Annotated in this window: 20 protein-coding genes and 1 pseudogene; 9 read left to right on the top strand and 12 right to left on the bottom strand. The window is 64.3% G+C overall.

Annotation, left to right across the window (positions count from 1 at the left end; translation table 11 throughout):
• Positions 1-108 precede the first annotated feature (108 nt).
• Positions 109-1,632, bottom strand: coding sequence for a CoA-acylating methylmalonate-semialdehyde dehydrogenase (locus tag L0U83_RS14065; RefSeq protein WP_233883478.1), 1,524 nt, complete (start codon positions 1,630-1,632; stop codon positions 109-111).
• A 112-nt stretch (positions 1,633-1,744) separates the two neighbouring features.
• Here L0U83_RS14065 and L0U83_RS14070 point away from each other — a divergent pair, with 112 nt between their 5' ends.
• Together L0U83_RS14070 and L0U83_RS14075 are read left to right on the top strand one after the other, a co-directional pair.
• Positions 1,745-2,632: a LysR family transcriptional regulator gene (locus L0U83_RS14070; protein WP_233883481.1), complete on the top strand. Its 888-nt coding sequence runs from the start codon at positions 1,745-1,747 to the stop codon at positions 2,630-2,632.
• Between the two features lie 208 nt (positions 2,633-2,840).
• The gene (locus L0U83_RS14075) at positions 2,841-3,365 is read left to right on the top strand and encodes a class IV adenylate cyclase (RefSeq protein WP_233883482.1); all 525 of its coding nucleotides are present in this window, start codon (positions 2,841-2,843) and stop codon (positions 3,363-3,365) included.
• Positions 3,366-3,413: 48 nt separating this feature from the next.
• Here the strand turns inward: L0U83_RS14075 and L0U83_RS14080 are convergent, their stop codons facing one another.
• A complete protein-coding gene (locus L0U83_RS14080; RefSeq protein WP_028203286.1) occupies positions 3,414-3,905 on the bottom strand; it encodes an Lrp/AsnC family transcriptional regulator in 492 nt (163 codons plus the stop codon).
• Positions 3,906-4,046: 141 nt separating this feature from the next.
• Here L0U83_RS14080 and phhA point away from each other — a divergent pair, with 141 nt between their 5' ends.
• The gene (phhA, locus tag L0U83_RS14085; RefSeq protein ID WP_233883483.1) at positions 4,047-4,940 is read left to right on the top strand and encodes a phenylalanine 4-monooxygenase; all 894 of its coding nucleotides are present in this window, start codon (positions 4,047-4,049) and stop codon (positions 4,938-4,940) included.
• 167 nt (positions 4,941-5,107) lie between these two features.
• A pseudogene (locus tag L0U83_RS14090) lies at positions 5,108-5,422 on the top strand (4a-hydroxytetrahydrobiopterin dehydratase); the annotation flags it as partial.
• A 103-nt stretch (positions 5,423-5,525) separates the two neighbouring features.
• On the opposite strand, the gene L0U83_RS14095 reads toward L0U83_RS14090, so the two are convergent.
• Positions 5,526-5,756 (bottom strand): DUF3717 domain-containing protein, encoded by a 231-nt coding sequence (locus L0U83_RS14095; RefSeq protein ID WP_028203283.1) that lies wholly within the window; start codon positions 5,754-5,756, stop codon positions 5,526-5,528.
• Between the two features lie 106 nt (positions 5,757-5,862).
• On the opposite strand from L0U83_RS14095, the gene L0U83_RS14100 reads away from it, so the two are divergent.
• Together L0U83_RS14100 and L0U83_RS14105 are read left to right on the top strand one after the other, a co-directional pair.
• Positions 5,863-6,549, top strand: coding sequence for a response regulator transcription factor (locus L0U83_RS14100; RefSeq protein WP_027815974.1), 687 nt, complete (start codon positions 5,863-5,865; stop codon positions 6,547-6,549).
• 183 nt (positions 6,550-6,732) lie between these two features.
• Positions 6,733-8,301, top strand: coding sequence for a sensor histidine kinase (locus L0U83_RS14105; RefSeq protein WP_233883485.1), 1,569 nt, complete (start codon positions 6,733-6,735; stop codon positions 8,299-8,301).
• A 79-nt stretch (positions 8,302-8,380) separates the two neighbouring features.
• Here the strand turns inward: L0U83_RS14105 and L0U83_RS14110 are convergent, their stop codons facing one another.
• The 7 genes from L0U83_RS14110 to mnmC form a co-directional block, all read right to left on the bottom strand.
• Positions 8,381-8,887 carry an SET domain-containing protein gene (locus tag L0U83_RS14110; RefSeq protein WP_233883500.1) on the bottom strand — a complete coding sequence of 169 codons (507 nt, stop codon included), beginning with the start codon at positions 8,885-8,887 and terminating at the stop codon, positions 8,381-8,383.
• 301 nt (positions 8,888-9,188) lie between these two features.
• Complete coding sequence (locus L0U83_RS14115; protein ID WP_233883501.1) at positions 9,189-10,301, bottom strand: NADH:flavin oxidoreductase/NADH oxidase; 1,113 nt, start codon at positions 10,299-10,301, stop codon at positions 9,189-9,191.
• Between the two features lie 130 nt (positions 10,302-10,431).
• Positions 10,432-11,160, bottom strand: coding sequence for a glutamine amidotransferase (locus tag L0U83_RS14120; protein ID WP_233883502.1), 729 nt, complete (start codon positions 11,158-11,160; stop codon positions 10,432-10,434).
• Between the two features lie 250 nt (positions 11,161-11,410).
• Positions 11,411-12,049: a MarR family winged helix-turn-helix transcriptional regulator gene (locus L0U83_RS14125; RefSeq protein ID WP_233883504.1), complete on the bottom strand. Its 639-nt coding sequence runs from the start codon at positions 12,047-12,049 to the stop codon at positions 11,411-11,413.
• Positions 12,050-12,817: 768 nt separating this feature from the next.
• Positions 12,818-13,933, bottom strand: a complete 1,116-nt coding sequence (locus tag L0U83_RS14130) for a YbdK family carboxylate-amine ligase (protein ID WP_233883507.1) — start codon at positions 13,931-13,933, stop codon at positions 12,818-12,820.
• A gap of 52 nt (positions 13,934-13,985) precedes the next feature.
• Positions 13,986-15,191, bottom strand: a complete 1,206-nt coding sequence (locus L0U83_RS14135; protein WP_233883509.1) for a cation:proton antiporter — start codon at positions 15,189-15,191, stop codon at positions 13,986-13,988.
• Between the two features lie 1,015 nt (positions 15,192-16,206).
• The gene (gene mnmC / locus L0U83_RS14140) at positions 16,207-18,183 is read right to left on the bottom strand and encodes a bifunctional tRNA (5-methylaminomethyl-2-thiouridine)(34)-methyltransferase MnmC2/FAD-dependent 5-carboxymethylaminomethyl-2-thiouridine(34) oxidoreductase MnmC1 (RefSeq protein WP_233883511.1); all 1,977 of its coding nucleotides are present in this window, start codon (positions 18,181-18,183) and stop codon (positions 16,207-16,209) included.
• Between the two features lie 463 nt (positions 18,184-18,646).
• Here mnmC and L0U83_RS14145 point away from each other — a divergent pair, with 463 nt between their 5' ends.
• Entirely contained in the window at positions 18,647-18,925 is a 279-nt protein-coding gene (locus tag L0U83_RS14145; protein WP_027815965.1) for an HU family DNA-binding protein, read from the top strand.
• Positions 18,926-19,070: 145 nt separating this feature from the next.
• Here the strand turns inward: L0U83_RS14145 and L0U83_RS14150 are convergent, their stop codons facing one another.
• Together L0U83_RS14150 and L0U83_RS14155 are read right to left on the bottom strand one after the other, a co-directional pair.
• On the bottom strand, positions 19,071-20,399 hold the full coding sequence (locus L0U83_RS14150; protein ID WP_233883513.1) for a GTP-binding protein: 1,329 nt from the start codon (positions 20,397-20,399) through the stop codon (positions 19,071-19,073).
• Positions 20,400-20,563: 164 nt separating this feature from the next.
• Positions 20,564-21,010, bottom strand: a complete 447-nt coding sequence (locus tag L0U83_RS14155; protein WP_233883515.1) for a lytic transglycosylase domain-containing protein — start codon at positions 21,008-21,010, stop codon at positions 20,564-20,566.
• Between the two features lie 510 nt (positions 21,011-21,520).
• Between L0U83_RS14155 and gspD the strand changes: the two genes are divergently transcribed.
• Both gspD and gspE read left to right on the top strand, forming a co-directional pair.
• Positions 21,521-23,830, top strand: coding sequence for a type II secretion system secretin GspD (gspD, locus tag L0U83_RS14160; protein WP_233883523.1), 2,310 nt, complete (start codon positions 21,521-21,523; stop codon positions 23,828-23,830).
• The gene (gene gspE / locus L0U83_RS14165) at positions 23,827-25,323 is read left to right on the top strand and encodes a type II secretion system ATPase GspE (RefSeq protein WP_308445037.1); all 1,497 of its coding nucleotides are present in this window, start codon (positions 23,827-23,829) and stop codon (positions 25,321-25,323) included. The genes gspD and gspE overlap by 4 nt, the downstream gene beginning before the upstream one ends.
• Positions 25,324-25,343 lie beyond the last annotated feature (20 nt).

The following is a 25,343-nucleotide window of genomic DNA, read 5'->3' on the forward strand; positions in this document are numbered from 1 at the left end:
CTCCAGCCACTACGTTCTCTTCATGTTGTGATTTTCGAACTACGCGTGCCGCGCCGGGCGCTGTCCAATACTTCGTTATGCTTGATAAACCGCCCGGCTCGTGCTCGCCTACTTCGCCACCGGCATCGTGAACTCCGCGCCCTTGGCGATGCTGTCGGGCCAGCGTTGCATGATGCTCTTGTAGCGCGTATAGAAGCGCACGCCTTCCTCGCCATAAGCATGATGATCGCCGAACAGCGAACGCTTCCAGCCGCCGAACGAGTGCCACGCCATCGGCACCGGAATCGGTACATTGATACCCACCATGCCCACCTTGATCTGGCGCGAGAACGCGCGCGCGACGCCGCCGTCCGACGTGTAGCACGACACGCCGTTGGCGAATTCGTGCGCGTTGATCAACTCGACGGCGCTCGCGAAATCGGGCACGCGCACCACCGAAAGCACCGGCCCGAAGATTTCTTCCTTGTAGATCGTCATGTCGGTCTTCACGTCGTCGAACAGCGTGCCGCCCAGGAAGAAGCCGTCCTCATGGCCGTCCACCTTGTGGCCGCGCCCATCCACCACGAGTCTCGCGCCCGCCGCCACACCCGCCTCGATATAGCCCTGCACCTTCGCGCGATGTGGTCCCGTGACGAGCGGCCCCATTTCCGAGGCGCCGTCCATGCCGCTGCCGATCTGCAGCGCCTTCACGCGCGGCGTGAGGCGCTCGACGAGTTCGTCAGCGATATGGCCCACGGCCACCGCAACCGAAATCGCCATGCAGCGCTCGCCGGCCGAACCGTACGCCGCGCCGATCAGGGCGTCGACGGCCTGGTCGAGATCGGCGTCCGGCATCACGACGAGGTGATTCTTCGCGCCGCCCAGCGCCTGCACGCGCTTGCCGTGCTTCGTGCCTTCCGTGTAGATGTACTCGGCGATCGGCGTCGAGCCGACAAACGACAGCGCCGTGACGTCGGGATGCGCGAGCAGCGCGTCCACGGCCACCTTGTCGCCGTGCACGACGTTGAACACGCCGTCGGGCAAACCCGCTTGCTTGAGCAGTTCGGCGAGGCGCATGGAAGCCGAGGGATCGCGTTCCGAAGGCTTGAGCACGAAGGTGTTGCCGCACGCGAGCGCGATGGGGAACATCCAGCACGGCACCATCATCGGGAAATTGAACGGCGTAATGCCCGCCACGACGCCAAGCGGCTGGCGCAGATTCCAGTTGTCGATACCGCCGCCGATCTGGTCGGTGAAGTCCGTCTTCAGCAGGTTGGGAATGCCGCACGCGAACTCGACCACCTCGATGCCGCGCATCACCTCGCCCTTGGCATCCGAGAACACCTTGCCGTGTTCGCGCGTGATCAATTCCGCGAGTTCGTCGTGATGCTGGTCGAGCAGATCCTTGAACTTGAAGAGGATGCGTGCGCGCTTGATGGGCGCCATCTCCGCCCACTCGGGAAACGCGGCCTGCGCGGCCGCGACGGCTGCGTCGACTTCGGCCACGCTGGCAAGCGGCACGCGTGCGCTCACCTTGCCAAACGCCGGATTGAATACGTCGCCGTAGCGGTCGCTCGTGCCGTCCAGCGGCTTGCCGTTGACGAAGTGCGTAAGCGTACGCACGCCCGCATCGCTTTGATGTGTCTCGCCCATGTCTGTGCCTCTTCTGTCGTGAAGCCTCGATGCACCTAGCGTAATCGGGACGCCGGGGCGCGATCCAATGATTAATGCTCAACAGCAATATAAGGCGGTTTAATATCAGGATATGGACCTGACCTTGCTCCGAGCGTTTGTCACGGTCGCGCGCGAGGGCAATCTCACGCGCGCGGCCACGCACCTGCATCTCACGCAGCCAGCCGTGAGCCTGCAGATCAAGCATTTGCAGGAGACGCTTGGCGTCTCGCTCTTCACGCGCACCTCGCACGGCCTCGTGCTCACGCGTGATGGCCAGGCGCTGCTGCCGCATGCCGAACGCGCCCTCGCCGCTGCCGGCGACGTGCAGCGCGCGGCTGCTGCGCTGCGGCACGAGGTGCGCGGGCGCTTGCGCATCGGCACCATTCTCGATCCGGCGTTCCTGCGCCTGGGCGGCTTTCTGCGTCAGCTCGTCGAAACCTGGCCGCAGATCGAAACGGCGCTGCGCCACGGCATGTCCGGCTGGGTGCTCGAGCAGGTGCGCTCGCGCGAACTCGACGTGGGCTACTACATCGGCCAGCCCGCGCCCGACCCCCACACCTTCCACGTGATCACGCTCACGCGCTTTCAGTACCGCGTGCTCGCGCCCGCGGGCTGGAAGGATCGCGTGAAGGACGCGCGCGACTGGCGCGCGCTCGCCGCGCTGCCGTGGATCTGGACGCCGCCCGCCTCCGCGCACAATCGCCTGCTCACCACGCTCTTCGAGGCCGCGCATGCCAGGCCCGTGAAGGTGGCCGAGGTGGACCAGGAACCGTCGATGCTCGATCTCGTGAAATCGGGCGTGGGCCTCACGCTCGCACGCGATTCCACGGCCCTCGCCGAAGCGCACGCCCACGGGCTCACCATCGTCGAAGGCGTGGCGGTGCCCACGGAACTCACCTTCATCACGCTCGCCGCGCGTCGCGACGAGCCCACCATCGCGGCGGCGCTCAAGTCGATCGAAACGCAATGGGCGATATGAGCCGCGCTCATGAAGACGCGCGTGCGCCGTTCATGTCTGACGTGAGCGCGGACCTGGTCGTGTAACAGCGCTGTCACACAAGTTTTGATAGATTGGGAATTCGCTCTGCGTTTTCGGCACGCCCGTCGGCGTGCTCATCCTGCGCGGCGCGTTCCCAGCCTCTCCCATCGTCGTCCCCCTTGTTCCCTTCGTTCGACAGGAGCCTTGCATGGCCCGCAACATCGAAATCAAAGCCCGCGCCCGTCAATTCGACGCCCTGCGCGAGCGCGCTTCCCAGCTCGCATCCGATGCGCCGCTGATCTTTCGCCAGCAGGACTTCTTCTACGATGTACCGCGCGGCCGCCTGAAGCTGCGCCAGTTCGACGACGGCACGCCGCCCGAGCTGATCTTCTATCAGCGCGACGACCGCGACGGCCCGAAGGCCTCGTACTACACGCGCAGCCCCGTCACCAATGCTGAGGCCATGCACTCGCTGCTCGCCACGGCGCTCACCACGCGCGGCATCGTCTCGAAGGAGCGTCACGTGTATCTGGCGGGCCGCACGCGCATCCACCTGGACCGCGTGGACGGCCTGGGCGACTTTGTCGAACTGGAAGTGGTGCTCGGCCCCGAGGACGACGAGCAAGGCGGCGAAGCCGAAGCGCACGCGGTGTTCGCGAAGCTCGGCGTGGATGAAAGCGACCTCGTGGCGGTGGCTTACGTGGATCTGCTCAATACGGCCAACGCGGCCTGACATCATTAGTCAACAAGCGGGCCCTTGCGGCCCTGCCGGAGCCGCCGCTCACGCCGCCGGCGCGCCCGGCTCCAGATGACCGAGCGGCAGCGGCCCATTGCGCTTGAACGTGGTCAGCACGATGTTCGAGCGCACGCTGTCCACGCCGGGCACGCGCATGAGCTTCTTCATGACGAAGGTCGAAAGCGCGTTGAGATCGGGCGCGACGATGCGCAGCAAATAATCGGCGTCTCCCACCACGGCATGGCATTCGAGCACTTCGGGCAGCACGTCGATCTGCTGCTGGAACTGCTCGATGATCGAATCCCCGTGATGCTTGAGCTTGAGGCTCGTGAACGCGGTCACGCCCAGCCCGAGCTTTTCGGGCCGCAGCACCACGCGATAGCCGTCGATCACCCCCGAGGCCTCGAGGCGCTGCAGCCGCCTGCCGATCTGCGAGGGCGAGAGCGGCACCTGCTCGCCAAGCTGCTGATGCGTGGCGCGGCCAAAGCGCTGCAGCACGTCGAGGAGCGCCAGATCGAAATGGTCGAGTTCGAGCATGAATGAAATCCGCATTGAATGACTTGATAGCGCTCGATTATTGCATATGGAAGGAAAATTGCGTTTAGTACGCGCACATGCCGCGCGCCAACCGCTCTAGACTTGCACAACAGCAAGCCTTTTTAGTGGAGCGTTACGAACATGGCCGCCGCCACCGCGAAACTGCAGGAGCAGTTCGACGCGGGTCTCACCACCCGTCCCGATTTCACGATAGAACAGCCGTTCGAACACTATGGCGCGGCCGATCACGCCGTTTGGGACCAACTCTACCGGCGTCAGCGCGCGCTGCTCGAAGGCCGGGCCTGCGAGGCGTTCCTCGATGGCGCCATACGCATCGGTCTGAATGTTTCGCACGTTCCTTCCTTCGAGCAGGTGAGCGAGCGTCTGATGGCGGCAACCGGGTGGCGCATCGTGGCCGTGCCGGGCCTCGTGCCCAACCGCATCTTCTTCGAGCACCTTGCTAACCGACGCTTTCCGGTGACCTGGTGGATGCGCCGTCCCGATCAGCTCGACTATCTGCAGGAACCCGACTGTTTCCACGACCTGTTCGGCCACGTGCCGCTGCTCACCGATCCCACTTTCGCCGATGCGATTCACGCCTATGGCCGCGCAGCGCTTGCCGTCGAGGAGCGCGCATTGCCGTTGCTCGCGCGGCTCTACTGGTACACGGTGGAGTTCGGTTTGATGCGCGACGCGAACACGTCCAACGGCGTCAAGATCTACGGCGCCGGCATCGTGTCGAGCAAGGGCGAGACGCTCTACAGCGTGGAAAGCGCAGCGCCGAACCGGCTGGCGTTCGACCTCGATCGTGTGCTGCGCACGCGTTATCGCATCGACACGTTCCAAAAGACCTACTTCGTGATCGACTCGTTCGCACAGCTTTTCGAAGCGCTGGGCGCGGGCATTGCTTCGCGCCTGGACGATCCGGCGGCGCTCATCGCGGCCGAGCCTCACGCCGCAGGCGACGTGCTGCACAGCGACACGATCATTACGCGCGGCACACGCGAGGGTTGGCTCGATGACGGAGACGTCTGAACGAGAGGCGGCCAGGCGGCGCGACCGATGGGCTCATTACGGGACGTAACTGCCCATTGCGCCGCAGCAACTCCACGTTCCTTGACCGGGCCACTCGCACACGCGTCCCATAAGTGAAAAAATGGCTGATCGGCTAACGGCGCACGCCAGGCCCCAAGCTCAACACAGGTGCAACGATGATCAACCGACTCACATCCGAAGAGCGCGCATCGCAACTCGCCGACCTGCGCGGCTGGCAGGCCGTCGCCGGGCGCGACGCGATCCAGCGCCATTTCCGCTTTGCCGACTTCAATGAGGCATTCGGCTTCATGACACGCGTGGCCATCAAGGCGCAGGAAATGAACCATCACCCCGAGTGGTTCAACGTGTACAACCGCGTGGAGGTCACGCTTTCCACTCACGAAGCCGACGGCCTTACTTCGCGCGACATCGAACTCGCGCGCTTCATCGACTCGATCGCGCCGGGACCGCTCAGCGCATAAGCAGCCGGACTACGCATGGGTACGCTGTGCGCACGGCAAGTGCACAAAACGCGCGCGCAGCGTGCCGTGAAAGCATAATGCAGGGAGTCAGGGCTTCAAACCTTCAGCTTTGAAGGCTATTCTTGATGGATACGTAAGACTCCCAGGCAGCGCGGGCAATCGGGTCTAAACGTTCCGGTGATATGGCGTTCTGACGCTGTACAATCAGCAGCGCATAAGGCTTGGAGAGCGCACTCGCCTCCTGGCACAACGCGAGTTCATCGCCAATCGAAGGCGAGCGGTTGCGCCAGAAGTTGATCGCGGCTTCGAGTTCGGTGATCGAAATATCGGACATGTGGATCGTGATCGCGCAACCGTCGGGCTGTGCCGTGAGGTCGGCAAGCGACGCTTCGCGAACTGCGTGCCTGAACGCTAAAACCCATTGTACTTGAGCGAATCCCATGCGACTCCTTCTGATCGAAGACGACCGCCCTATCGCACGCGGCATCCAGTCCAGCCTCGAACAAGCCGGCTTTACGGTCGACATGGTCCACGACGGCATCTTCGCCGAACAGGCCCTCACGCAGAATCGCCATGAGCTCGTGATCCTCGATCTCGGCCTGCCGGGCATCGACGGCATGACGCTGCTTTCGCGCTTTCGCCAAAGCAACCGGCACACGCCCGTTATCGTGCTCACCGCGCGCGACGAATTGAACGACCGCGTCCAGGGCCTGAATTCCGGCGCCGACGACTACATGCTCAAGCCGTTCGAACCGGCCGAACTCGAAGCGCGCATTCGCGCCGTGATGCGCCGCAGCGGCCCGCACGGCGACGTGCCGCGCCCCGAAGTGTCGCTCGGCGGCGTGCGCCTGTCGGGCGTCGATCGCCGCATCTTCAACGACGACAAGCCGCTCGAACTCTCGCCGCGTGAGTTCGCCGTGCTCGAAATGCTGCTGCTGCGTCACGGCCGTGTGGTCAGCAAGGCGCAACTGCAGGACCACCTCACGCACTTCGGCGGCGACCTCGGCGACACCGCGATCGAAGTCTACGTGCACCGCGTGCGCAAGAAGCTCGAGAACTGCCGTGTCGAAATCGTCACGGTGCGCGGCTTCGGCTATCTGCTGCAGGAAATCCGCCAGGCGGCCTGATCGGCCTCGCTTCCTGAGCCAGCCAGCGGCGGCGGAACTTTCCGCCGCCGTTTGCGCTTGATGGCTCATCAACGGCGCAGCAATGGGACTTCAGCCGCCACGCCCGCGGCCCGCGTACAATGGATCGATCCCGTGCGGCGCACGCCGCCGCACCCACGATACATTTTCCGCTCCGAAGCCATCATGTCCTCACCTGCCGCAACGAGTCTGCGGCGCACCCTACTTCGGCGCCTCGCCGCCCCGCTTTCGCTGCTCGCACTGATGAGCGGCCTGATCGCCTATTGGCTTGCCTGGCAGTACACGCAGCACGTAGTCGATCGATCGCTCGCCGACCTCGCCACGGCCATTTCCCGGCAGATCCAGATCGCCGGCGACGATGCCGCAACTACCGTCCCGCCGCTCGCGCAGGCGATGTTTTCCGACCCCGTCGAGCACCTCATCTATCGCATCAGCAACGGCGAAACCGAAATCGCGGGCGATCACGATCTGCCGCTGCAGGGCACCAACGTACGCCGCATGCACTACGCGTACGTGTTCGAAACGATCTATAAGGGCGTGACCGTGCGGGTCGCCCAGGTGCGCGTGCCGCAGACACACGGCAATCCCATCGTCGTGGAAGTCGGTCAGCCTGTGCATCATCGCTTTCGCATCGCGGCCGAATTTCTCGTCGCGATCATGATGCCGTTGCTGCTCCTGCTGCTCGCCGGCTGGGTCATCGTGTGGCGCGTCGTCAACCAGCAGCTCAACCCGCTCACCGCGCTCGCCGACTCGCTCAACCGGCAGACGCACACGTCCCTCGAACCCGTGGACGAGACCTATGTGCCCGTCGAGATCCGTCCGCTCACCGGCGCACTCAACGCGCTGCTCGGCCGTCTGAAGACCGCGCTCGACGCGCAGCGCAAGTTCATCGCCGACGCGGCCCACCAGTTGCGTACGCCGCTCACCGCGGTGAAGCTGCACGCCGAACAGGCCGCGAACGCGCGCGAGCCGCAAAAGGTCAGCGACGCCGTGCGCGAGTTGCGCGCGGCTGCCGATCGCGCGGTGCGCCTGTCCAATCAGCTACTCTCGCTGGCTCGCGCGGAGCCGGGTGAGCAAGCCGCGCGTTTCGTCGATATCGACATGTCCGCGCTCGCGTTCGAGACGGGCGCCGAATGGGTGCCGCGCGCGCTGGCGAACCACGTCGACCTCGGTTTCCAGCGCCTCGACGACCCCGAAAACGACACGCCGTTAATGGTGCGCGGCAACCCCGTGCTGCTGCACGAGGTCATCGCGAATCTGCTGGACAACGCGCTCAAATATTTGCCGCCCGCGCGGTTGGAAGGCGGGCGCATCACCGTGACTGTTTCGCAGTCCTCCGCTGACGGCGTACCGATGGCCGAGATCATCGTGGAAGATAACGGCGGCGGCGTGCCAGCTTTGCAACAAGCGGATCTTTTCAAGCGATTTTTCCGCGGCGACGCCCAGAGCGAGAACGGTGTGGACGGCGGCGCGGGCCTTGGCCTCGCAATCGTCCACGACATCATGGCGCTGCATCGTGGCAGCGTTCACTACGAAGATGCACCGGAAGGCGGTGCGCGCTTCATCGTGCGCGTGCCGCTCGCGCATCGCGGCACGCCGGCGCGCACGGACGCCAAAGACAGGCGGGACAGCAAGGAAGGCAGCGCCACCGAGACCGCACCGCTGCAGGCGCTCAAGTCCGACGAGCCGTCGCGCGAGAAGAAACCGACCCATCAGGCGAGCATCGATCTCTGACGCCGCAAACGCCACGAAAACGACAAGGGCCGCTCATGCGGCCCTTGTGCTTGATGCGATGCGACGTGCGTTGCGGCGCTTACTTCTTCTTTTTGCTCTTGCCCTTCGACGCTTTCGCGCCCTTCGCAGCCTTGTCGTCATCGGGCGGCGCGAGCATCGTGCCGCGGCACTTGCGGGCGCCGCAACGGCATTCGTATTCACGCTTGAGCTTCTTCGTCTGCTTCGCGTCGATCACGAGGCCGTAGTCGTAGAAGAGTTCCTCGCCTTCTGCGATATCGCGCAGCGCGTGAATATAGACGTGTCCTTCGATTTCCTCGGCTTCGCAGTTCGGCGCGCACGAGTGATTGATCCAGCGCGCGCTGTTGCCCTTCACCTTGCCGTCGATCACGTCGCCGTCGTCGAGCGCGAAATAGAACGTGTGATTCGGTTCGTCAGGATTATGCGGATGACGCCGCAGCGCTTCCTTCCAGGAGATGCGCTCGCCCTTGTATTCGATCAGTCGTTCGCCGGTCGCAATGGGGACCGCCGCAAACACGCCCTTGCCGTGCACGCCCGACTGGCGCACGACGATCCTGCGTTCACTCATTGAATGAATCCTTGTGAAGTACTGGGGGAGACTGTCCCGGTCATGACAGGCGGCTTCGAACACATCCTCGCGCGCGCCGCCTGCGGCTTTCTCATGAAGCCGTGCCTGACGGTCTGCCTGGCCTTGCATCGGCCCTTGCATCAAACCTCGCTTACTGCCTCGCCGCGCTCCGTACGCAAACGCGGCGCCGATTGGGCGCCGCGCTCATGCGACGCCCGGCGCGCCACAGACGGCATCGTACACGCTCGCGCCTCTTTCGTTCAACCCATATGCGCCTTGGGAAAGCGGCGCGCGCAGCGTATCAGCGCTGGCCGAGTGTCGTCTCGCCGAACAGTTTCTTCAACTCGCGCGGCTGCGAGCGCCAGTATTGCGGTGGCGCGTTCACGCTCGCGCCGAGTTGTGCCGCGGCGTGCCACGGCCAGCGCGGATCGTAGAGCATCGCGCGCGCCATCGCGATCATGTCGGCTTCGCCGTCTTCAACGATCTGGTTGGCCTGCAAGGCGTCGGTGATGAGGCCCACCGCAATTGTCGTCATGCCCGTTTCGGCTTTCACCTTGCGTGCGAACGGCACTTGATAGCCGGGTTCGAGCGGAATCTTTTGCAAAGGCGACACACCGCCCGACGATACGTCGATCCAGTCCGCGCCGCGTGCCTTGAGCGCCTGGGCGAAGACTACGGTGTCATCCAGCGTCCAGCCTCCTTCAACCCAATCCGTTGCCGATACGCGTACACCAATCGGGCGATCGGCGGGAAACTCGGCGCGCACGGCGTCGAACACTTCGAGCGGAAAACGCATGCGGTTCTCGCGCGAGCCGCCGTACTCGTCGCTGCGCTGGTTCGCGATCGGCGAGAGAAACTGGTGCAGCAAATAGCCGTGCGCCGCGTGTATTTCGAGGGCGTCGATACCAAGACGCGCAGCGCGGCGCGCCGTGGCCACGAACGCATCGCGCACGCGATTCAGACCCGCGACATCGAGTGCGAGCGGCGGCGCCTCGCCCTCCTTGTGCGCGAGCGCCGAAGGCGCATGCGGCAGCCACCCGCCGTCTGCGACCGAAATCAGTTGACCGCCCTCCCAGGGCACATGGCTCGATGCCTTGCGCCCCGCGTGCGAGATCTGCATGGCGATGCGGATTGGCGAATGACGGCGGATAGCGGCGATGACGGGCTCGAGCGCGGCTTCGGTCACGTCGTCCCAGAGGCCGAGATCGCCCGGCGTGATACGGCCGTCGGGTTCGACGGACGTCGCTTCGATACAAAGCATCGCGGCGCCCGAAAGCGCCAGGTGCCCGAGATGGATCATGTGCCAGTCGTTGGCTTCGCCACGCTCGGCGGAGTACTGGCACATCGGTGAGACGACGATGCGATTGGCGAGCGTCACGCCACGCAGTTCGAGCGGAGTGAAGAGCTTGCTCATGGGAGGTCCACGGACGGTTGGGAGAAGCGTCCGAGAATATCACGCGCTTTTTTCACGCGTTCGACAGGGAACACAACACGTACGCGACATGCGCCCGCGCGAGGTGCATCAGGTTGGGTTCAGGCGTGGGTCAGGGTTGGCGCGCGGCCATGCGTGCGTCGACGGCGTCTAGCCATTCGCCGAACATGCGGCTCGCCTGCGCTTCGAGAGTCGGCCCCTGGCGGGCTGTGTCGCCGCGCAGCATGTTCACATCGACGCCCGCGGTGGCGATTTCAGCGGCATGACCGATCAGCCAGGGCTCGAAGCGGTCGGCGCGCACTTCGGGATGGCATTGCAGGCCGAGCACGTGGTCGCCCCATGAAAACGCCTGGTTCTCGCACAGCGGCGTGGAAGCGAGTCGCGTCGCGCCCTGCGGCAGATCGAAGGTATCGCCATGCCAATGCAGCATGGAGGTCGCAGCGCCGTCGAGGTGCTGCAGAGGCGAGGCGCGGCCAGCGTCGGTGAGTGTGAGCGGCGTCCAGCCGATTTCGGGCTGGGGCCCGGCATACACCCGCGCACCGAGCACCCGCGCGATGAGCTGCGCGCCGAGGCAAATGCCGAGCGTGGGCAGACCCGCCGCGATGCGCTTTTCGATCATCGCCGCAAGGGGAACGAGGGTGGGATAGCGTGCGTCGTCACACGCATTGATCGGGCCGCCGAGCACGACCATGAGCGACGCCGACAAAGGATTGAGCGCGCCGACCCGCGCGAAGCCGACGTCGACGTAACGGACGGGGCGTCCACGGTCTCCGAGCACACGCTCGAAGCTGCCGAGGTCCTCGAAATAGACATGGCGCACAGCCAATACTTCGCGATTCATCGGCACATTCCCGGGTCGGCTGTGGACGGCATGCACGTTACCGTTTTTGTACGGCGCGTGCGAACGTTTGCGCCTGCGGTCGTGGCAAAAGCTTGTCGCAAATATTTGCGAGAACTACACAAATTGCCACGCACACAATACCGGCACGCAATCGACATCGCGACGCTTTGCATTACCGCGCATTACATGCATGACGCGCGCAGGCGTCAACGCGCGCCGCCCGCCTTGGGGCGGCGGCGCAGCTTTGGCCTTAAACCGCGAAGATCTTCCAGTTTTTCTTCTGGGTCGTCACGTCGGCCTGTTCGTAGACCGAGCAATCGAGACGCAGATCGGTGTCAGCCATATCGATCTTCAGAAGCTGGCAGTGATGCGGCGTCTTCTTCGGGTTCTTGCTCGGCTCGAAATGCGAGCAGGTCAGGCACATGCGGTGTTGCGGACTGGTTTCCTGCGATTCCAGCAGATAAACCGTCTTCAGCAGCGTGCGATAAAGCGTGGACTGTTCGTCCGCCTTCAGCGTGCCGACCGCCTTCGAGAGGAAGTCAGGCCACTGCGACGCCTTCTTCGCCGCCGTGCGGCCGCGCGAGGTCAGACGCACCGCGAGTGCGCGGCCGTCGTCGAGCGCGCGACGCTTTTCGACGAGCCCCTTGGTTTCGAGCGTGCTCACCGCATCGCTGGTGGTAGCGGCCGTGAGGGCCGTTTCACGCGCGATCTCGCCGAGGCGCATCGGCCCCTTGCGCTGCATCAGCAGCACGAGAATTTCGCCCTGGGTAGGCGTGAGTCCTGCCCCTTCGGCCCAGTCCCACGCCTGGCTCCGCATAGCCGTGCTAAGTCGCAGCAGGCTATGGGTCACCCGCCCGGCTGCCTGCTCTCCGTATACGCCTTCGCTCATAGTCTTTCGCTGGTTAATGGCAGCTTGCGCTGCATCGTCAGCCGCCGCTTTGACCGACGGCCTGTGGGAACGCCGGCGCCCGGTTATCCCGAACGCCGCACCATCTGAAAAAAACCTGCAACGCACACCTCATGGCACGCGTTGCACTGTCATTTTTCTTGCCGCAGGCCCCGAAAACATCCTTCAAGTCCCGACGCCAGTGCAGCAAACCGACATTCTATGCGAGAGCGGCAAATCGCACAGCTAACTTATCCAACGCGAATTGTGGATAACCCGTTGATAAGCACGCTATTGCCATGTGCACAAGTTCTCGACTGCTTGCAATCGTCGCCCCATGACCCATGCAGGTTATCGCGGATTTCTGCCTCGAACGCAACTGGAATCTGCCCGATTGTGGCTAACCAATCATTACGTAGTCCGTTGAGTTTGCAGGAAAATCGAAGGTTGCCCACAGCGGCGTGGGACCATTTGTCCATGAATATGGCCCATGTCGGGACCCAGGTCAAAAAAATAAGAACCCCCAGGTACCTCGAAGCCAGCAAAAAAATTTTCGTCCGCCTCGAAAAAAGTGGCGCGCGGAACCAACGCGACCCGCTTTTTGCCCACTTCTTACCCGCTTCTCACCCGTTTCCCGGCTCCCGAAAGCACGAAGGGCAGCCCGAAAGCTGCCCTTGCAATGCTGTTTTGCCGGCGCGGGGCGCTTCTGGCACCCGGCGAAAATCGGTCAGTGGTCCTGTGCGTCCGCCGCCTCTCCCCTTTTGATTCCCGTCAGGCGCGCCAGCGCAGGCACTGTTGCCGCACGGCTTCGTGCAGCGATTTTTCCTCGGCCACCACGCTGCGCAGCCAGGTGGCGTCGTTGTTCTGCGCGCGGGCGATCGTGCCGATCTCAGTGAGCGCGCGCGACGAGCCGAGCGCCTCGCCGTGCGGCGCGATCCGATCCAGCGTTTCGAGGATGTCTTCGGAAATCGTGCGCCGCTCGCCCGTCTGCGGATTCACGCAGGTGCCGGCGAGGCCGAAGCGGCACGCCTGGAAGCGGTTGAACGTGTACACGAGATAGTCGTCCTCGAGCGGCGCAATCGGTCGATCGGTGAGCAGATGGCGTGCGAGCGTCTGGATGTAGCAGGCGATCGCAGCGGCGCGCTCCACCGAAAGCGGCGTGTCCATCACGCGCACCTCGATCGTGCCGAAACCGGGTTTCGGGCGGATGTCCCAGTAGAAGTCTTTCATGCTGTTGACAACACCCGTGTGCACCATCTTCGAGAAGTACTCCTTGAACTCCTCCCAGCTCAGCACGAACGGCGCGCGGCCCGACAGCGGAAACGCGAACACGGAATTCAGTCGTGCCGAATGAAATCCGGTGTCCACACCCTGCACATAGGGCGACGACGCCGAGAGCGCGATGAAATGCGGAATGAAGCGCGAAAGGGAGTGCAGCAGGAAAAGCGCGCTGTCCGCATCCGGGCAGCCGATATGCACGTGCTGGCCGAACACCGTAAATTGCTTCGCGAGGTAGCCGTACAGCTCGGAAAGATACTGAAAGCGCGGGGTATCGACGATGCGCCGGTCGCTCCATTGCTGGAACGCGTGCGTACCGCCCCCGCACAGACCGACGTTGAGTCGATCGGCCGCGGTGACGAGCACGTCGCGAATCTTGCGCAGATCGGCCACGGCCTGCTCGTGATTCGTGCAGATACCGGTGGAAAGCTCAATCATGCTTTCGGTGATTTCGGGCGTGATGTTGCCCGGAATCTCCTGATCTTTGATGAGGCGCATGAGATCGCTACCCGCCTTGGTCAGATCGTAGTCGTGCGTGTTGACGATCTGCATTTCGAGTTCGATGCCGAACGTGAACGGCTTCGAATCGACAAATGTTTCGAGTGACATGGCGTCCCCTTTCAGGGCGCCGCGCGCAAGTTGGCCGCGCGCGACGCGAGATTCACTTTTCGCCGCGCTCGCCGACGAGCGCAAGCGCGCGATAGACCAGCCAGGGTCCGAAGAGCTGCAGCACGACGATCGAGCAAAGAATGATCGCGCGCAGGCGCGGATCGAACGTCGGATAAAGATCGTAGGTGTCGTCGACGAGCAGCAGCGCGAGCGCCGACATCGGCGTCAAGGCAATGCCGAGCGCCACACCCTGCTTCCAGTGCAGCCCGCTCGGTTTGGCGAAGATCAGCACGCCGACGAGTTTGGCCACGAGGCGCGCGACGATCAGCCCCGCCGCGGCCGCGCCGCCCACGAGGATGTCGTGCCACTCGAAGGTCGTGAGCGTGAGCACGAACAGAATCACCGTTAGCAGCCATCCGGCCGTGCCGAAGTGCTGCGGCCACAGTTGCGGACGCTGCTCCAGATTCTTCACGATGATGCCGGCGGCAAGCAGGCTCAGGATCGTCGAAAGCTTGAGCAGGTGCGCAATGGCGATCGCGAGGAGCACGAGGCCGAAAAGCGCGACAAACGAGTGCTCGTCCTGCGGGCTCAGCCGCCGGTAAAACAGCGTGCACGCGCGGGCGAGCACGAACGCGAGAATCAGCGAGCCGATCAGCAGATAGAGCGGCTGCAGGATCGTCGCGAACACGTTGCCGTAGATTTCCTGGTGCAGCCAGCTCGACGCGAGCTTTTCCACAATCACCGCATACATGCTGTTGAGCGCGGTGAGCGTGAGCAAGCGCTGCGTGACCTGGCCTTCCGCACGCAACTCAGTCTTGATCTGGATCACCATGGCTGGCGACGTCGCCATGGCGATCGCGGACACGACGAGCGCGATCATCGTCGGCACGGAAAGGAACAGCAGCACCGCGAGCACGAGCACAAACGTGAGCGAGGCCTCGGCAAGACTCGAAAGGATCAGCCACGGATTGCGGCGGATCCAGCGCAGGTCGAGCCGGCTGCCGAGTTCGAACAGCAGCAGGCCGAGCGCGACGTCGAGCAGCGGCCGCGCGGACGTGCCGACATCGGCGTCGATCACGCCAAACCCGGCCGATCCGGCAACGAGCCCGATCACGCCATAGGCCGAGATCCGCGGCAAGCGCCACGCCCGATAGCAAAGCTCGCCGCACAAACCAGCGGCGAGCAGCGCGAGCCCGGCCCAGAAAATACCGTCGAGTGGCAATGGCCACGCGGGAAAAAACGAAAACGCCGACTTCATCGTGGTGGCTTCTCCTTGGCAACGACATCTTGCGTGGGATCGAATCCGGCTGTCCGACGTTAGATCGACATACGGCTGGCTGTCAGGCAAGCCGCGTGCCGCGCGAGGCGAACGACACCTCTACTCCCCGTCTGGTGCCTGCTTGCACTGCGCCAGGCGCTGCGTGCGCGCCCGTGTCGTCAGGACCGCACGCCTCGTCGTTCACGCCAACCGATGCAGCCGGCTGGCTCAACGATCTGGCGACATGGCGAGCTGGCGCGAATTAGCGCTTCCTGCGGCGAGTGCGGACATTCCATGTGGCAAACGCTACGGCAAAACGCTGCGGCAAAGCAGTGCGCCGGCACATGACGGTGCGGCGAACAGCCGGTACGGGCGCCTTGCGTGTGGTGTGGCTGCGCCCGCGTTGGATGAACGAACGTTGCTGTCTGCCCTGAGCACTCAGATTCAGGATGAGGGGCAACCGTTCCTTGGATGCGTCGACCGTCTGATGCGGCATTTGACGCGGAAAGAACGGCGATTGTGCCATAGCTTTTTTGCAATTGTCCCCAGCTCTCCGAAAGCATTGACGAAGACGGTAATAGCGTCCTCATTGTGCGCTGTTGGCGATGCATGCGGAAAAAATGACCGCATCCGGCGGCGGCTTTCGTCGGAGTTTTCAAGCTCTGGTTTCGTCTCGCCTGCCGCTGGCGATGGCGCTAGCTCTGGGTTTACTGTTTACCGTATGTATACGTAGTAGAAGTTAACAAGGGCCTGGGTTTCCTGTGGATAACCGGGGTTTACCGAAAGGAATCCGCGAGTTGGCACTCGTACAACCGCGCGCAAAGTGTGTGCGATCCCAGAGTGCTTCGAAGAACAACTTTTTGGCCTGGAGCGGGGCGTCCCGAGTTACCCCGTTTACGTCCACACCGGCTCCACACTGGATTCGCTGGTAATTCGCGCGGTTATCCACAGATTTGCGTGGATAACCTGGGCGGCCCTTTTCAGCCCGTTTTCAGCCGCTTTCCGTGCGCCGCGCTCAAAGACTGCGCTGGCGCAAGGCGCGCTGGAGAAAGCGCGCCGGATCCACCTGATCAGCGAGTTCGCGCTCCAGCGGCCACGGCTCGCCTTCCAGTTGCGACGCGATCAGTTCCGCCCCTAGCCCCGCCCATACGAGCCCGCGCGAGCCAAACGCATACGCACCATAGAGGCCGCTTGCGCGCGGCAGATCGAGCGGCCATGCGCCGGCCAGACGCTGGGCGTCGCGGCGGGCGGCGTCTTCGTCGGCGAGCGGGCCGAGCATCGGCATGCGGTCGCTGGTGACGCAGCGGAACGCCACACGGCCCCCGAAGTCGTGCTCGCCTCGGGCCGCGCCGAGTTCCGGCAGCATTTGGGCGACGCGTTCGATATTCTCGGTATGGCCGGCCGCGCGCAGCGCGTCGTCGGCGTCGTCGACTTCGTAGGTGGCGCCCGCGAGCGTCACGCCGCCGTCGAGCGGCACCGCATAGCCTTCGCCGATCACGGGCACGCGCAGGTTCGCGAGCGGGCTGGGATCGACGAGCGTGAGCTGGCCGCGCACGATGCGCGTGGGCGCATGCTCGAGCGCGGCGGCGCGCGAGGCGTCCTGAGCGTTGGCGAAGATCACCGCGGCCGCCTGGGCGACGAATCGTCCGGCGTCGTCGAACACCTGCCATTCGTCGGATTCTTGAATGCCTGCGCGCGCAATATGACCGATACGCACACCGAAACGTGTTTCGACCTGTGCGCCGGGCAACGCGGCTGCGTAGGCGCATTGAGCGCGGCAGAGCGTTGCCGGGTCGATCGCGCCGCCTTGCGGATAGAACCACCCACCCTGATTGAGCGCGACGCCGGCCAGCGTCTGCGCTTGCTCGCGCGTGACCGCGCTCACGAATTCTTCGGGATAGCCGAACGATTCCAGCGCGGCGGCGACGGCGCGCGATTCGTCGTCGGTGGCGAGATGGAGCAAGCCGGCGTGCGAGCGCTTCGGCGCATGGCCCGCGGCTTCGAGCGCGGCCCAGCGTCGGAGCGCGTAGAGAAACCCCGCGCGCGTGATGCGCGACGCGCTGCTGTCGTCGCGCGATATCAGTGGATGAAACACGCCGGCCGGATTGCCCGATGCCTCGAGCGCGGGCGCGGCGTTGCGTTCGATGAGCGTCACGCGCCAGCCGCGTACGGCCAGCCGCTCGACGAGCGCGCAGCCGGCGAGTCCCGCTCCCACGACGACGGCGTGCCGCTCGCGCAGCGCAAGCGGCAGCGGCGGCTCGTAGCGGCGCACGCGCCAGCGCGGCGCGAAGCTTCCGACCAGCATCGTCCACTTGCCGTTGAAGCCTGCCACCTTGCGGTATTCGAAGCCGCTTTGCTCGAGCGCGCGCTTCACGTCCCCTGAACTGCTCCAGGTCGCGAAGGTGGCGTCCTCGCCGGCAATGCGCGCAAGTGCCTTGAAAATAGCCGGAGACCAGAGCTCGGGATTCTTCGCCGGAGCGAAGCCGTCGAGGTAGATCGCATCGGCGCGCATCCACATTTTGGGAAATACCTCGAGCGCGTCGCCGAAAACGAGCGTGAGCGTGACGCGTCCTTCCTCGAATTCGAGCCGATGCGTGCCCGGCACGAGTATCGGCCAGGCGTTCACGAGTTCGCGAGCGAGCGGCGCTTCGCGTGTGTGCGCAACGATTGCGCCGAGTGCGCTCTGCAGGTCGTTGCGCGCGAACGGATGTTTTTCCACCGAAACGAAATGCAGGCGCTCGCAGCGCGCCGGATCATTGCGCCATGCCGACCACGTCGCGAGAAAGTTCACGCCCATGCCGAAGCCGGTTTCGACCACGGTGAAGATCCGCCTGTTATGCCAGCGCTGCGGCAACGCGTTGCCATTCAGAAAGACAGCTTGGGCCTGTGCGAATGCGCCTGCAGTGCTGTGATAGACGTCGCCATAGATAGGCGAAAACGGCGTGCCGTCTTCCCGAAAAGCGAGCGTGGCGGGTGTCAGGGTGGCGGTCATGAGGAACGCGAAGCCAGAAGTGAGGAAGCAACGAGAAAGAAGCGAGACTGGAAAAAGCGTGTGGCGAAGGCTTGTCGCATGGCCGCAAACGCTTGCCAGGCCGGCGTTTGCACGCATGCTGCGTTGGCGCGGCGCAACGTGTGCGGCGGGAAAAATGCCGCACGCAGGGGGATTTGCGGGGGTGGATACCCCTAAAACGTCTGCAAGCGCCAAAAAACCCGCGAATCCCGCGCGAAATCTTCGAAACCCTTGTCGTTATTGGGTTTGCGCTGCGCTATCATAGCAAGCGCCGCCCAGGGAAGCGGCAGCACGGACGTTGCGGCATAAGACACACGCTAGCCGCCGCAACGAGAAAACGCCGGGGTGCTCCGGGTCCGTCGCTGCTCGACGGCGCGGCACGCGTCCGTATAATCGGCGCGTTCGCGCTGTTCGTGTCAACCTAAACACAGAAAGGAACTTCTCAATGAATAAACAGGAACTGATCGACGCCGTCGCAGCACAGACGGGCGCTAGCAAGGCACAAACCGGCGAGACGCTGGACACGCTCCTCGAAGTGGTCAAGAAGGCTGTGTCGAAGGGCGACGCGGTGCAGCTGATCGGCTTCGGCAGCTTCGGTTCGGGCAAGCGCGCAGCCCGTACGGGCCGCAACCCGAAGACCGGCGAAACCATCAAGATTCCCGCAGCCAAGACCGTCAAGTTCACGGCTGGCAAGGCGTTCAAGGACGCCGTCAACAAGCGCTAAGGCATTGCCGCTTTAAGTTGACACCCGCCCCTGGCGGGTTTTTTTTCGCCTGCGCGATTCATGCAGCGCTGGCGAAAAAGCAAACGGCGCCGCATTTTGCGGCGCCGTTGTTCATCGAGCGTGTTGCACTGGCGACTCGGGACGACTAAGGACGATGGACGATTTCACCGTGATCGCCGTGATCATGATCGTGGTCGTCGTCGTCCAGCTCCCACGACGGGAACGGGTCGGCGTAGTTCAGCCACGCTTCGGGGCCTGCCGCGTACTCCGCGTCGGTGAGCAGGCATGCGTCGAGCTTCGAGCGCCAGGTGTCGCGGTCGAGATCCACACCGATCATCACCAGTTCCTGGCGACGGTCGCCGACGCTGGGGTCATCGAGATCGCCCTGCCAGTCGGCTGCGATTTCCTTTTCGAGTTCGGCGTCCTGCGGCCATTCCTCGCGCGGTAGCGCCGCCCACCACGTGCCAGCGGGACCATGACGGCATACACCGCCTGCCTGCGAGAGCGTGCCCGTCACGTCGTTGCGCGTAGCGAGCCAGAAGAAGCCCTTCGAGCGCAGTACGCCCTTCCACTCCTGGTTGAGCAGCGCCCAGAAGCGCTCGGGATGAAACGGACGTCGAGCGCGATAAACGAAGTTGCCGATGCCGTATTCATCGGCTTCGCTGCGCGGCGCATGCGTATGTGCCGGATCGTGGCAATGCGCCGGGTCGTCGCAATGGTCATGCTCGTGCAGCGACGCGAGCCAGCCCGGCGCGCTCGAAGCCGCATCGAAATCGAAACGCCCGGTATTGATCACTTCCTCGAACGGTACATCGCCGAAGCGGCTCACCACCTGCACGGCGCGCGGATTGATGCGCGCGAGAATGTGCTGCAGGCGCGCGAGTTCGTCGTCGCTCACGAGGTCAGCCTTGTTGAGCACGAGCACGTCGCAGAACTCGACCTGATCGACGAGCAGTTCCACAATCGCGCGGTCGTCTTCTTCGCTCGCCGCCACGCCCCGCTGCGCGAGCTGGTCGGGGCTCGCGTAGTCGCGCAGGAAGTTGAATGCGTCGACGACCGTGACCATTGTGTCAAGGCGCGCGAACTCGTCGAGTGCGACGCCGTCTTCGCCCGCGAACGTGAAGGTTTCCGCGATTGGCATGGGCTCGGCCACGCCGGTCGATTCGATCACGATGGCGTCGAAGCGTTGGCCGGCGCGCGCCGGGTCGGCCAGGCGCTGGATTTCGGTGAGCAGGTCGTCGCGCAGCGTGCAGCAAATGCAGCCGTTCGACATTTCGACCACGCGTTCTTCCACGCGCGAGAGCGCCGAGGCGTCGCGCACGAGCGCGGCGTCGATGTTCACCGAGGCGAGGTCGTTGACGATCACCGCCACGCGCAGGCCCGCGCGGTTAGAAAGGATATGGTTGAGCAGCGTGGTCTTGCCCGCGCCCAGAAAACCCGAGAGCACGGTGACGGGCAGTGGCGGCTGGTTCATCGCAGTTGTGGTGCAGAAAGTGAGTCGGGAGGTGCGCCGCGCGAAAGGATCGAAATCCTCGTAAGGGAGCGGCGCCAGCCAGCATTTTGCACCATGCACGCGCGAGGCGCCGGGTACACGTGCCGCCGCTTTCAGGGCGCGAGCACGCAGGTCGCGCTAAAGCGCTACTGCATGAGATGCCACTTGCGCAGAATGTCGGCGATTTGATGCGCGTACTGGTCGCGCAGTGTTGGCGTTTCGGAATGGTAAGCGCCGACGGCCGCCCACGTGTTGCCGTACTTGTTCATCTGCTGGCGTAGATGCCACGCGGCGATATAGACGTTCTTGCACGGCTCCATGAGCGTGCTTTGCGAGATGCCGTACTGCGAAAGCACGGGCAGATGCACGGAATTGATCTGCATGACGCCATAGTCGATCGAACCGTTCGCATTCCTGTGCACTGCGTCGGGCCGGTTGTGCGACTCCTGCCAGGCGATGGCGCGCAGGATCAGTGGATTGACCTTCTGGTAGCGCGCGGCCTCGTCGAAACAGTCTGCGTGCGCGAGCGTGCTGGCGCTCGCGGTGACGAGCACCACGGCGGCGGCAAGCGTAGCGGACCAGATGTTTTGCATGACGACTCGTGCGGAAGCTGACAAAAAGGCAAACGAAAGGGCAAACGAAAAGACAAGCAAAGAAGCGAACGGCTTAGCCTGCAGGATGACGCAATCTCTCGCTGGAAGGCTCGTTTTCTGGCGAGCAATGCGGGAATTCCCACATAAATAAGGCCCAAAAGTGCGTTGGCCATCGTTCGGGCCGCTCGTATGATACCGGTCACCGATGAAGCGTCAAGCTAGCCGCCCGGACAAGGTGCCCGCATGCTTACAAATAGCTTGGGAATGTTGGCTGGCGCGGCTCGGGGATTAGAAGAATTCCCCGGAGACCCATTTTTTGTGACAAATTCGACATGAAAAACTGCTACTGTTCCATCTTTTGTTGACTAACGGACGTCCGGGCTGAGGAGAGCCGGCGCCGGCACCAGTCAGAAAAGCACAGGCGAGGCGGCCCCACAGCCGTACGTCGAGGACGAATAGCCGCGCGCGTCTGCCGCTGGCTTCGATAAGACACCCATGAGAAGAAATCGTATGGCTTTGCGTCGCGTCGCCACGGCGCTGCTCGTGAGCGGACTCATTACGGCACAGCTTGCCTATGCGCAGGTCACGCTCAATTTCGTCAACGCCGACATCGACCAGGTGGCGAAGGCAATTGGCGCCGCCACTGGCAAAACGATCATCGTCGATCCCCGCGTGAAGGGGCAGCTCAATCTCGTCTCCGAGAACCCCGTACCGGAGGATCAGGCGCTCAAGACGCTGCAGTCGGCGCTGCGCATGCAAGGCTTCGCGCTCGTGCAGGATCACGGTGTACTGAAGGTCGTGCCGGAGGCCGACGCCAAGCTGCAGGGCGTGCCCACCTATGTCGGCAATGCGCCGACCGCGCGCGGCGACCAGGTGGTGACCCAGGTGTTCACGCTCAGGCACGAGTCGGCGAACAACCTGCTGCCGGTGCTGCGCCCGCTCATCTCGCCGAACAACACCATTGCCGCCTACCCGGCCAACAACACGCTCATCGTCACCGACTATGCGGACAACGTCCGCCGCATCGCCTCGATCATTGCGGGTGTCGACTCGGCCGCCGGCCAGCAGGTGCAGGTGGTGTCGCTGCACAACGCCAATGCGCTCGACATCGCGCCGCAAATCGCGAAGATGCTCGACCCGGGCGCAATCGGCGCCTCGGACCCGTCGCTGAAGGTTTCGGTCATCGCGGACCCGCGCACCAACTCGCTGATGCTGCGCGCCTCGAACGCGCAGCGCCTCGCATCGGCAGTCCAGCTCTCGAAGCAGCTCGACGCGCCGACCAGCATGCCGGGCAACATTCACGTCGTCCCGCTGCGCAACGCCGACGCCACGCAGCTCGCCAAGACGCTGCGCGGCATGCTCGGCAAGGGCGGCAACGACACGTCGTCGTCGGGTAACGCGAACGGCTTCAACCAGAGCGGCAACAGCGGCGGCGGCAGCACGTCGACCGGCACCTCCGGCACGCCGCCGCTGCCGTCGAGTTCGCTCGGCGGCGGCACGTCGTCGGGCAGTGGGCTGGGCGGCGGCAGTTCATACGGCAGCGGCGGCGGCGGCAGCAACGAAGCACCGTTCCTCGGCGGCGACAAGGACAAGGGCGACGACAACCAGCCGGGCGGCATGATCCAGGCAGACGCGGCGACCAACTCGCTGATCATCACGGCACCGGACGCGGTCTACCGCAACCTGCGCGCCGTGATCAACCAGCTCGATGCGCGCCGCGCGCAGGTCTACATCGAAGCGCTGATCGTTGAGCTGAACTCGACCACCAACGCGAATCTGGGCATTCAGTGGCAGGTCGCGAGCGGCAATGTGTACGCGGGCACCAATCTGGCCACCGGCAGCGGCAACAGCATCGTCAACCTGACGGCGGCAGCGGCGGCGGCCGCCAGTACCGGCGGCCTCGCCAACGCGCTCGGCGCTTCCAGCCTCCAGCAGGGCCTGAATGTGGGCTGGATCAAGAACATCTTCGGCGTGCAGGGGCTTGGCGCATTGCTGCAGGCGCTCTCGCAAACGGCCGACGCCAACGTGCTGTCCACGCCTAACCTCATCACGCTCGACAACCAGGAAGCGAAGATCGTCGTCGGTACGAACGTGCCGATCCAGACGGGTTCGTATTCGAACCTCACGAGCGGCACGGCGAGCACGGCGTTCAACACCTACGACCGTGTGGACGTAGGCTTGACGCTGCACATCAAGCCGCAGATCACCGACGGCGGCATCCTGAAGCTGCAGCTGTACACGGAAGACTCGGCGATCGTGACAGGCACGACCAACGCGACGACCAATCCGGCCGGCCCCGAGTTCACCAAGCGTTCGATCCAGTCGACCGTGCTGGCCGACAACGGCGAGATCATAGTGCTCGGCGGCCTGATGCAGGACAACTACCAGGTCGCCAACAGCAAGGTGCCGCTGCTCGGCGACATTCCGTGGATCGGCCAGCTGTTCCGCTCGGAAAACAAGACGCGCGAGAAGACGAACCTGATGGTGTTCCTGCGTCCGGTGATCATTAGCGACCGCGACACGGCGCAAGCGGTCACGTCGAATCGCTACGACTATATCCAGGGCGTGACGGGCGCATACAAGTCCGACAACAACCTGATCAAGGATAGGGACGATCCGGTCGTGCCGCCGATGCCGCTCGGCCCGAGCCAGGGCGGATCGGCGCTGAACCTGTTCGATCTCGACCAGATGCGGCGTCAACAGGCGTTGGGCGTGCAGCCCGCGGCCCCGGCAAGCGCCGTGCAGATGCAGCCCGCCGAGCCCGTGCAAACCACGCCGGTGCAACAGGCGTCGCCCACCACGACGCGGGTGCAGCCGTGAGCACGCCTCACGCGCCCGCGGCCACGAGCGGCGCGGACCGCGAGCCGCCCTCGCCGCTCGCCGCTCGCCTCGTGCCGTACGGCTTTGCGCGCAGCGGCCAGATTCTCGTGGCCCACCAGCGCGCCGAAGGCCTCGAAGTGTGGATCAGCGAGCGCACGTCGCAGGCTGCCATCGCCGAGGTCGCGCGCAACTTCGGCGCGTTCGCGCTCGTGCGCGTGCCGGCTGACGAACTCGCGCAGGCCATCAACCAGGCTTACGCGCGCCAGGACGGTAGCGCCGCGCAGGTGGTGGGCGAAGTGGAGGGCGAAGTCGATCTCTCGCGCCTCATGCAGGACATTCCCGAAGTGGAAGATCTGCTGGAGTCCGAAGACGACGCGCCGATCATCCGCATGATCAACGCGCTCCTCACGCAGGCCGCGCGCGAGCAGGCATCGGACATCCACATCGAGCCGTTCGAGAATGCCTCGGTGGTGCGCTTTCGCGTGGACGGCACGCTGCGCGACGTCGTGCGCCCGAAGAAGGCGCTGCACGGCGCGCTCATCTCGCGGATCAAGATCATGGCGCAGCTCGACATCGCCGAGAAACGCCTGCCGCAGGACGGCCGCATCACGCTGCGCGTGGGCGGGCGACCGGTGGACGTGCGCGTCTCCACGCTGCCCACGGGCCACGGCGAACGCGCGGTGCTGCGTCTGCTGGAAAAAGATGCGCAGCGCCTGAACCTCGAAGCGCTCGGCATGGCCGGCGACACGCTCGGCAAGTTCGACCAGCTGATCGCGAAGCCGCACGGCATCGTGCTCGTGACCGGCCCGACGGGCTCGGGCAAGACGACCACGCTCTACGCGTCGATGTCGCGGCTCGAAACGGCCACGACCAACATCATGACCGTGGAAGACCCGATCGAGTATGACCTCTCGGGCATCGGGCAGACCCAGGTGAACGAGCGCATCGGCATGACGTTCGCGCGCGCGTTGCGCTCGATCCTGCGTCAGGACCCGGACATCATTATGATCGGCGAAATCCGCGACCTCGAAACCGCGCAGATCGCCGTGCAGGCCTCGCTCACGGGCCACCTCGTGCTCGCCACGCTGCATACCAACGACGCCGCTTCGGCGGTGACGCGTCTGACCGACATGGGTGTCGAGCCGTATCTGCTCGCCTCGTCCCTGCTCGGCGTGCTCGCGCAGCGTCTCGTGCGCCAGCTCTGCCCAGTGTGCAAGGAAGAGCGCGTGGAAGACGACGGCAGAAAGCGCTGGCATCCGGTGGGGTGTGAGCGTTGCGGTCATTCGGGCTACTCGGGGCGGCGCGGCGTATACGAACTGCTGCTCATCGACGAGCCGATTCGCGCGCTCATCCACCGCAATGCCGCCGATGCAGAGATCTTCGAGGCCGGCCGGACGCAAGGTATGCGCACGCTGCGCGAAGACGGCGACCGCTGGATCGATGCAGGCAGGACTTCGCTCGAAGAAGTGCTGCGCGTGACGGGCGGCGCGTGATGGGCCGCACGATGAACCAC

Source organism: Paraburkholderia flagellata, from assembly GCF_021390645.1.
In the GTDB taxonomy this organism is placed as follows: domain Bacteria; phylum Pseudomonadota; class Gammaproteobacteria; order Burkholderiales; family Burkholderiaceae; genus Paraburkholderia; species Paraburkholderia flagellata.

Coding starts and splice junctions, on each gene's coding strand:
- L0U83_RS14155 (WP_233883515.1), bottom strand. CDS start 21,010: ATGCAAAACATCTGGTCCGCTACGCTTGCCGCCGCCGTGGTGCTCGTC.
- L0U83_RS14100 (WP_027815974.1), top strand. CDS start 5,863: ATGCGACTCCTTCTGATCGAAGACGACCGCCCTATCGCACGCGGCATC.
- L0U83_RS14125 (WP_233883504.1), bottom strand. CDS start 12,049: ATGAGCGAAGGCGTATACGGAGAGCAGGCAGCCGGGCGGGTGACCCAT.
- L0U83_RS14115 (WP_233883501.1), bottom strand. CDS start 10,301: ATGAGCAAGCTCTTCACTCCGCTCGAACTGCGTGGCGTGACGCTCGCC.
- L0U83_RS14075 (WP_233883482.1), top strand. CDS start 2,841: ATGGCCCGCAACATCGAAATCAAAGCCCGCGCCCGTCAATTCGACGCC.
- L0U83_RS14070 (WP_233883481.1), top strand. CDS start 1,745: ATGGACCTGACCTTGCTCCGAGCGTTTGTCACGGTCGCGCGCGAGGGC.
- phhA (WP_233883483.1), top strand. CDS start 4,047: ATGGCCGCCGCCACCGCGAAACTGCAGGAGCAGTTCGACGCGGGTCTC.
- L0U83_RS14105 (WP_233883485.1), top strand. CDS start 6,733: ATGTCCTCACCTGCCGCAACGAGTCTGCGGCGCACCCTACTTCGGCGC.
- mnmC (WP_233883511.1), bottom strand. CDS start 18,183: ATGACCGCCACCCTGACACCCGCCACGCTCGCTTTTCGGGAAGACGGC.
- L0U83_RS14145 (WP_027815965.1), top strand. CDS start 18,647: ATGAATAAACAGGAACTGATCGACGCCGTCGCAGCACAGACGGGCGCT.
- L0U83_RS14065 (WP_233883478.1), bottom strand. CDS start 1,632: ATGGGCGAGACACATCAAAGCGATGCGGGCGTGCGTACGCTTACGCAC.
- L0U83_RS14110 (WP_233883500.1), bottom strand. CDS start 8,887: ATGAGTGAACGCAGGATCGTCGTGCGCCAGTCGGGCGTGCACGGCAAG.
- L0U83_RS14130 (WP_233883507.1), bottom strand. CDS start 13,933: ATGTCACTCGAAACATTTGTCGATTCGAAGCCGTTCACGTTCGGCATC.
- gspD (WP_233883523.1), top strand. CDS start 21,521: ATGGCTTTGCGTCGCGTCGCCACGGCGCTGCTCGTGAGCGGACTCATT.
- L0U83_RS14120 (WP_233883502.1), bottom strand. CDS start 11,160: ATGAATCGCGAAGTATTGGCTGTGCGCCATGTCTATTTCGAGGACCTC.
- L0U83_RS14095 (WP_028203283.1), bottom strand. CDS start 5,756: ATGTCCGATATTTCGATCACCGAACTCGAAGCCGCGATCAACTTCTGG.
- L0U83_RS14080 (WP_028203286.1), bottom strand. CDS start 3,905: ATGCTCGAACTCGACCATTTCGATCTGGCGCTCCTCGACGTGCTGCAG.
- L0U83_RS14150 (WP_233883513.1), bottom strand. CDS start 20,399: ATGAACCAGCCGCCACTGCCCGTCACCGTGCTCTCGGGTTTTCTGGGC.
- L0U83_RS14135 (WP_233883509.1), bottom strand. CDS start 15,191: ATGAAGTCGGCGTTTTCGTTTTTTCCCGCGTGGCCATTGCCACTCGAC.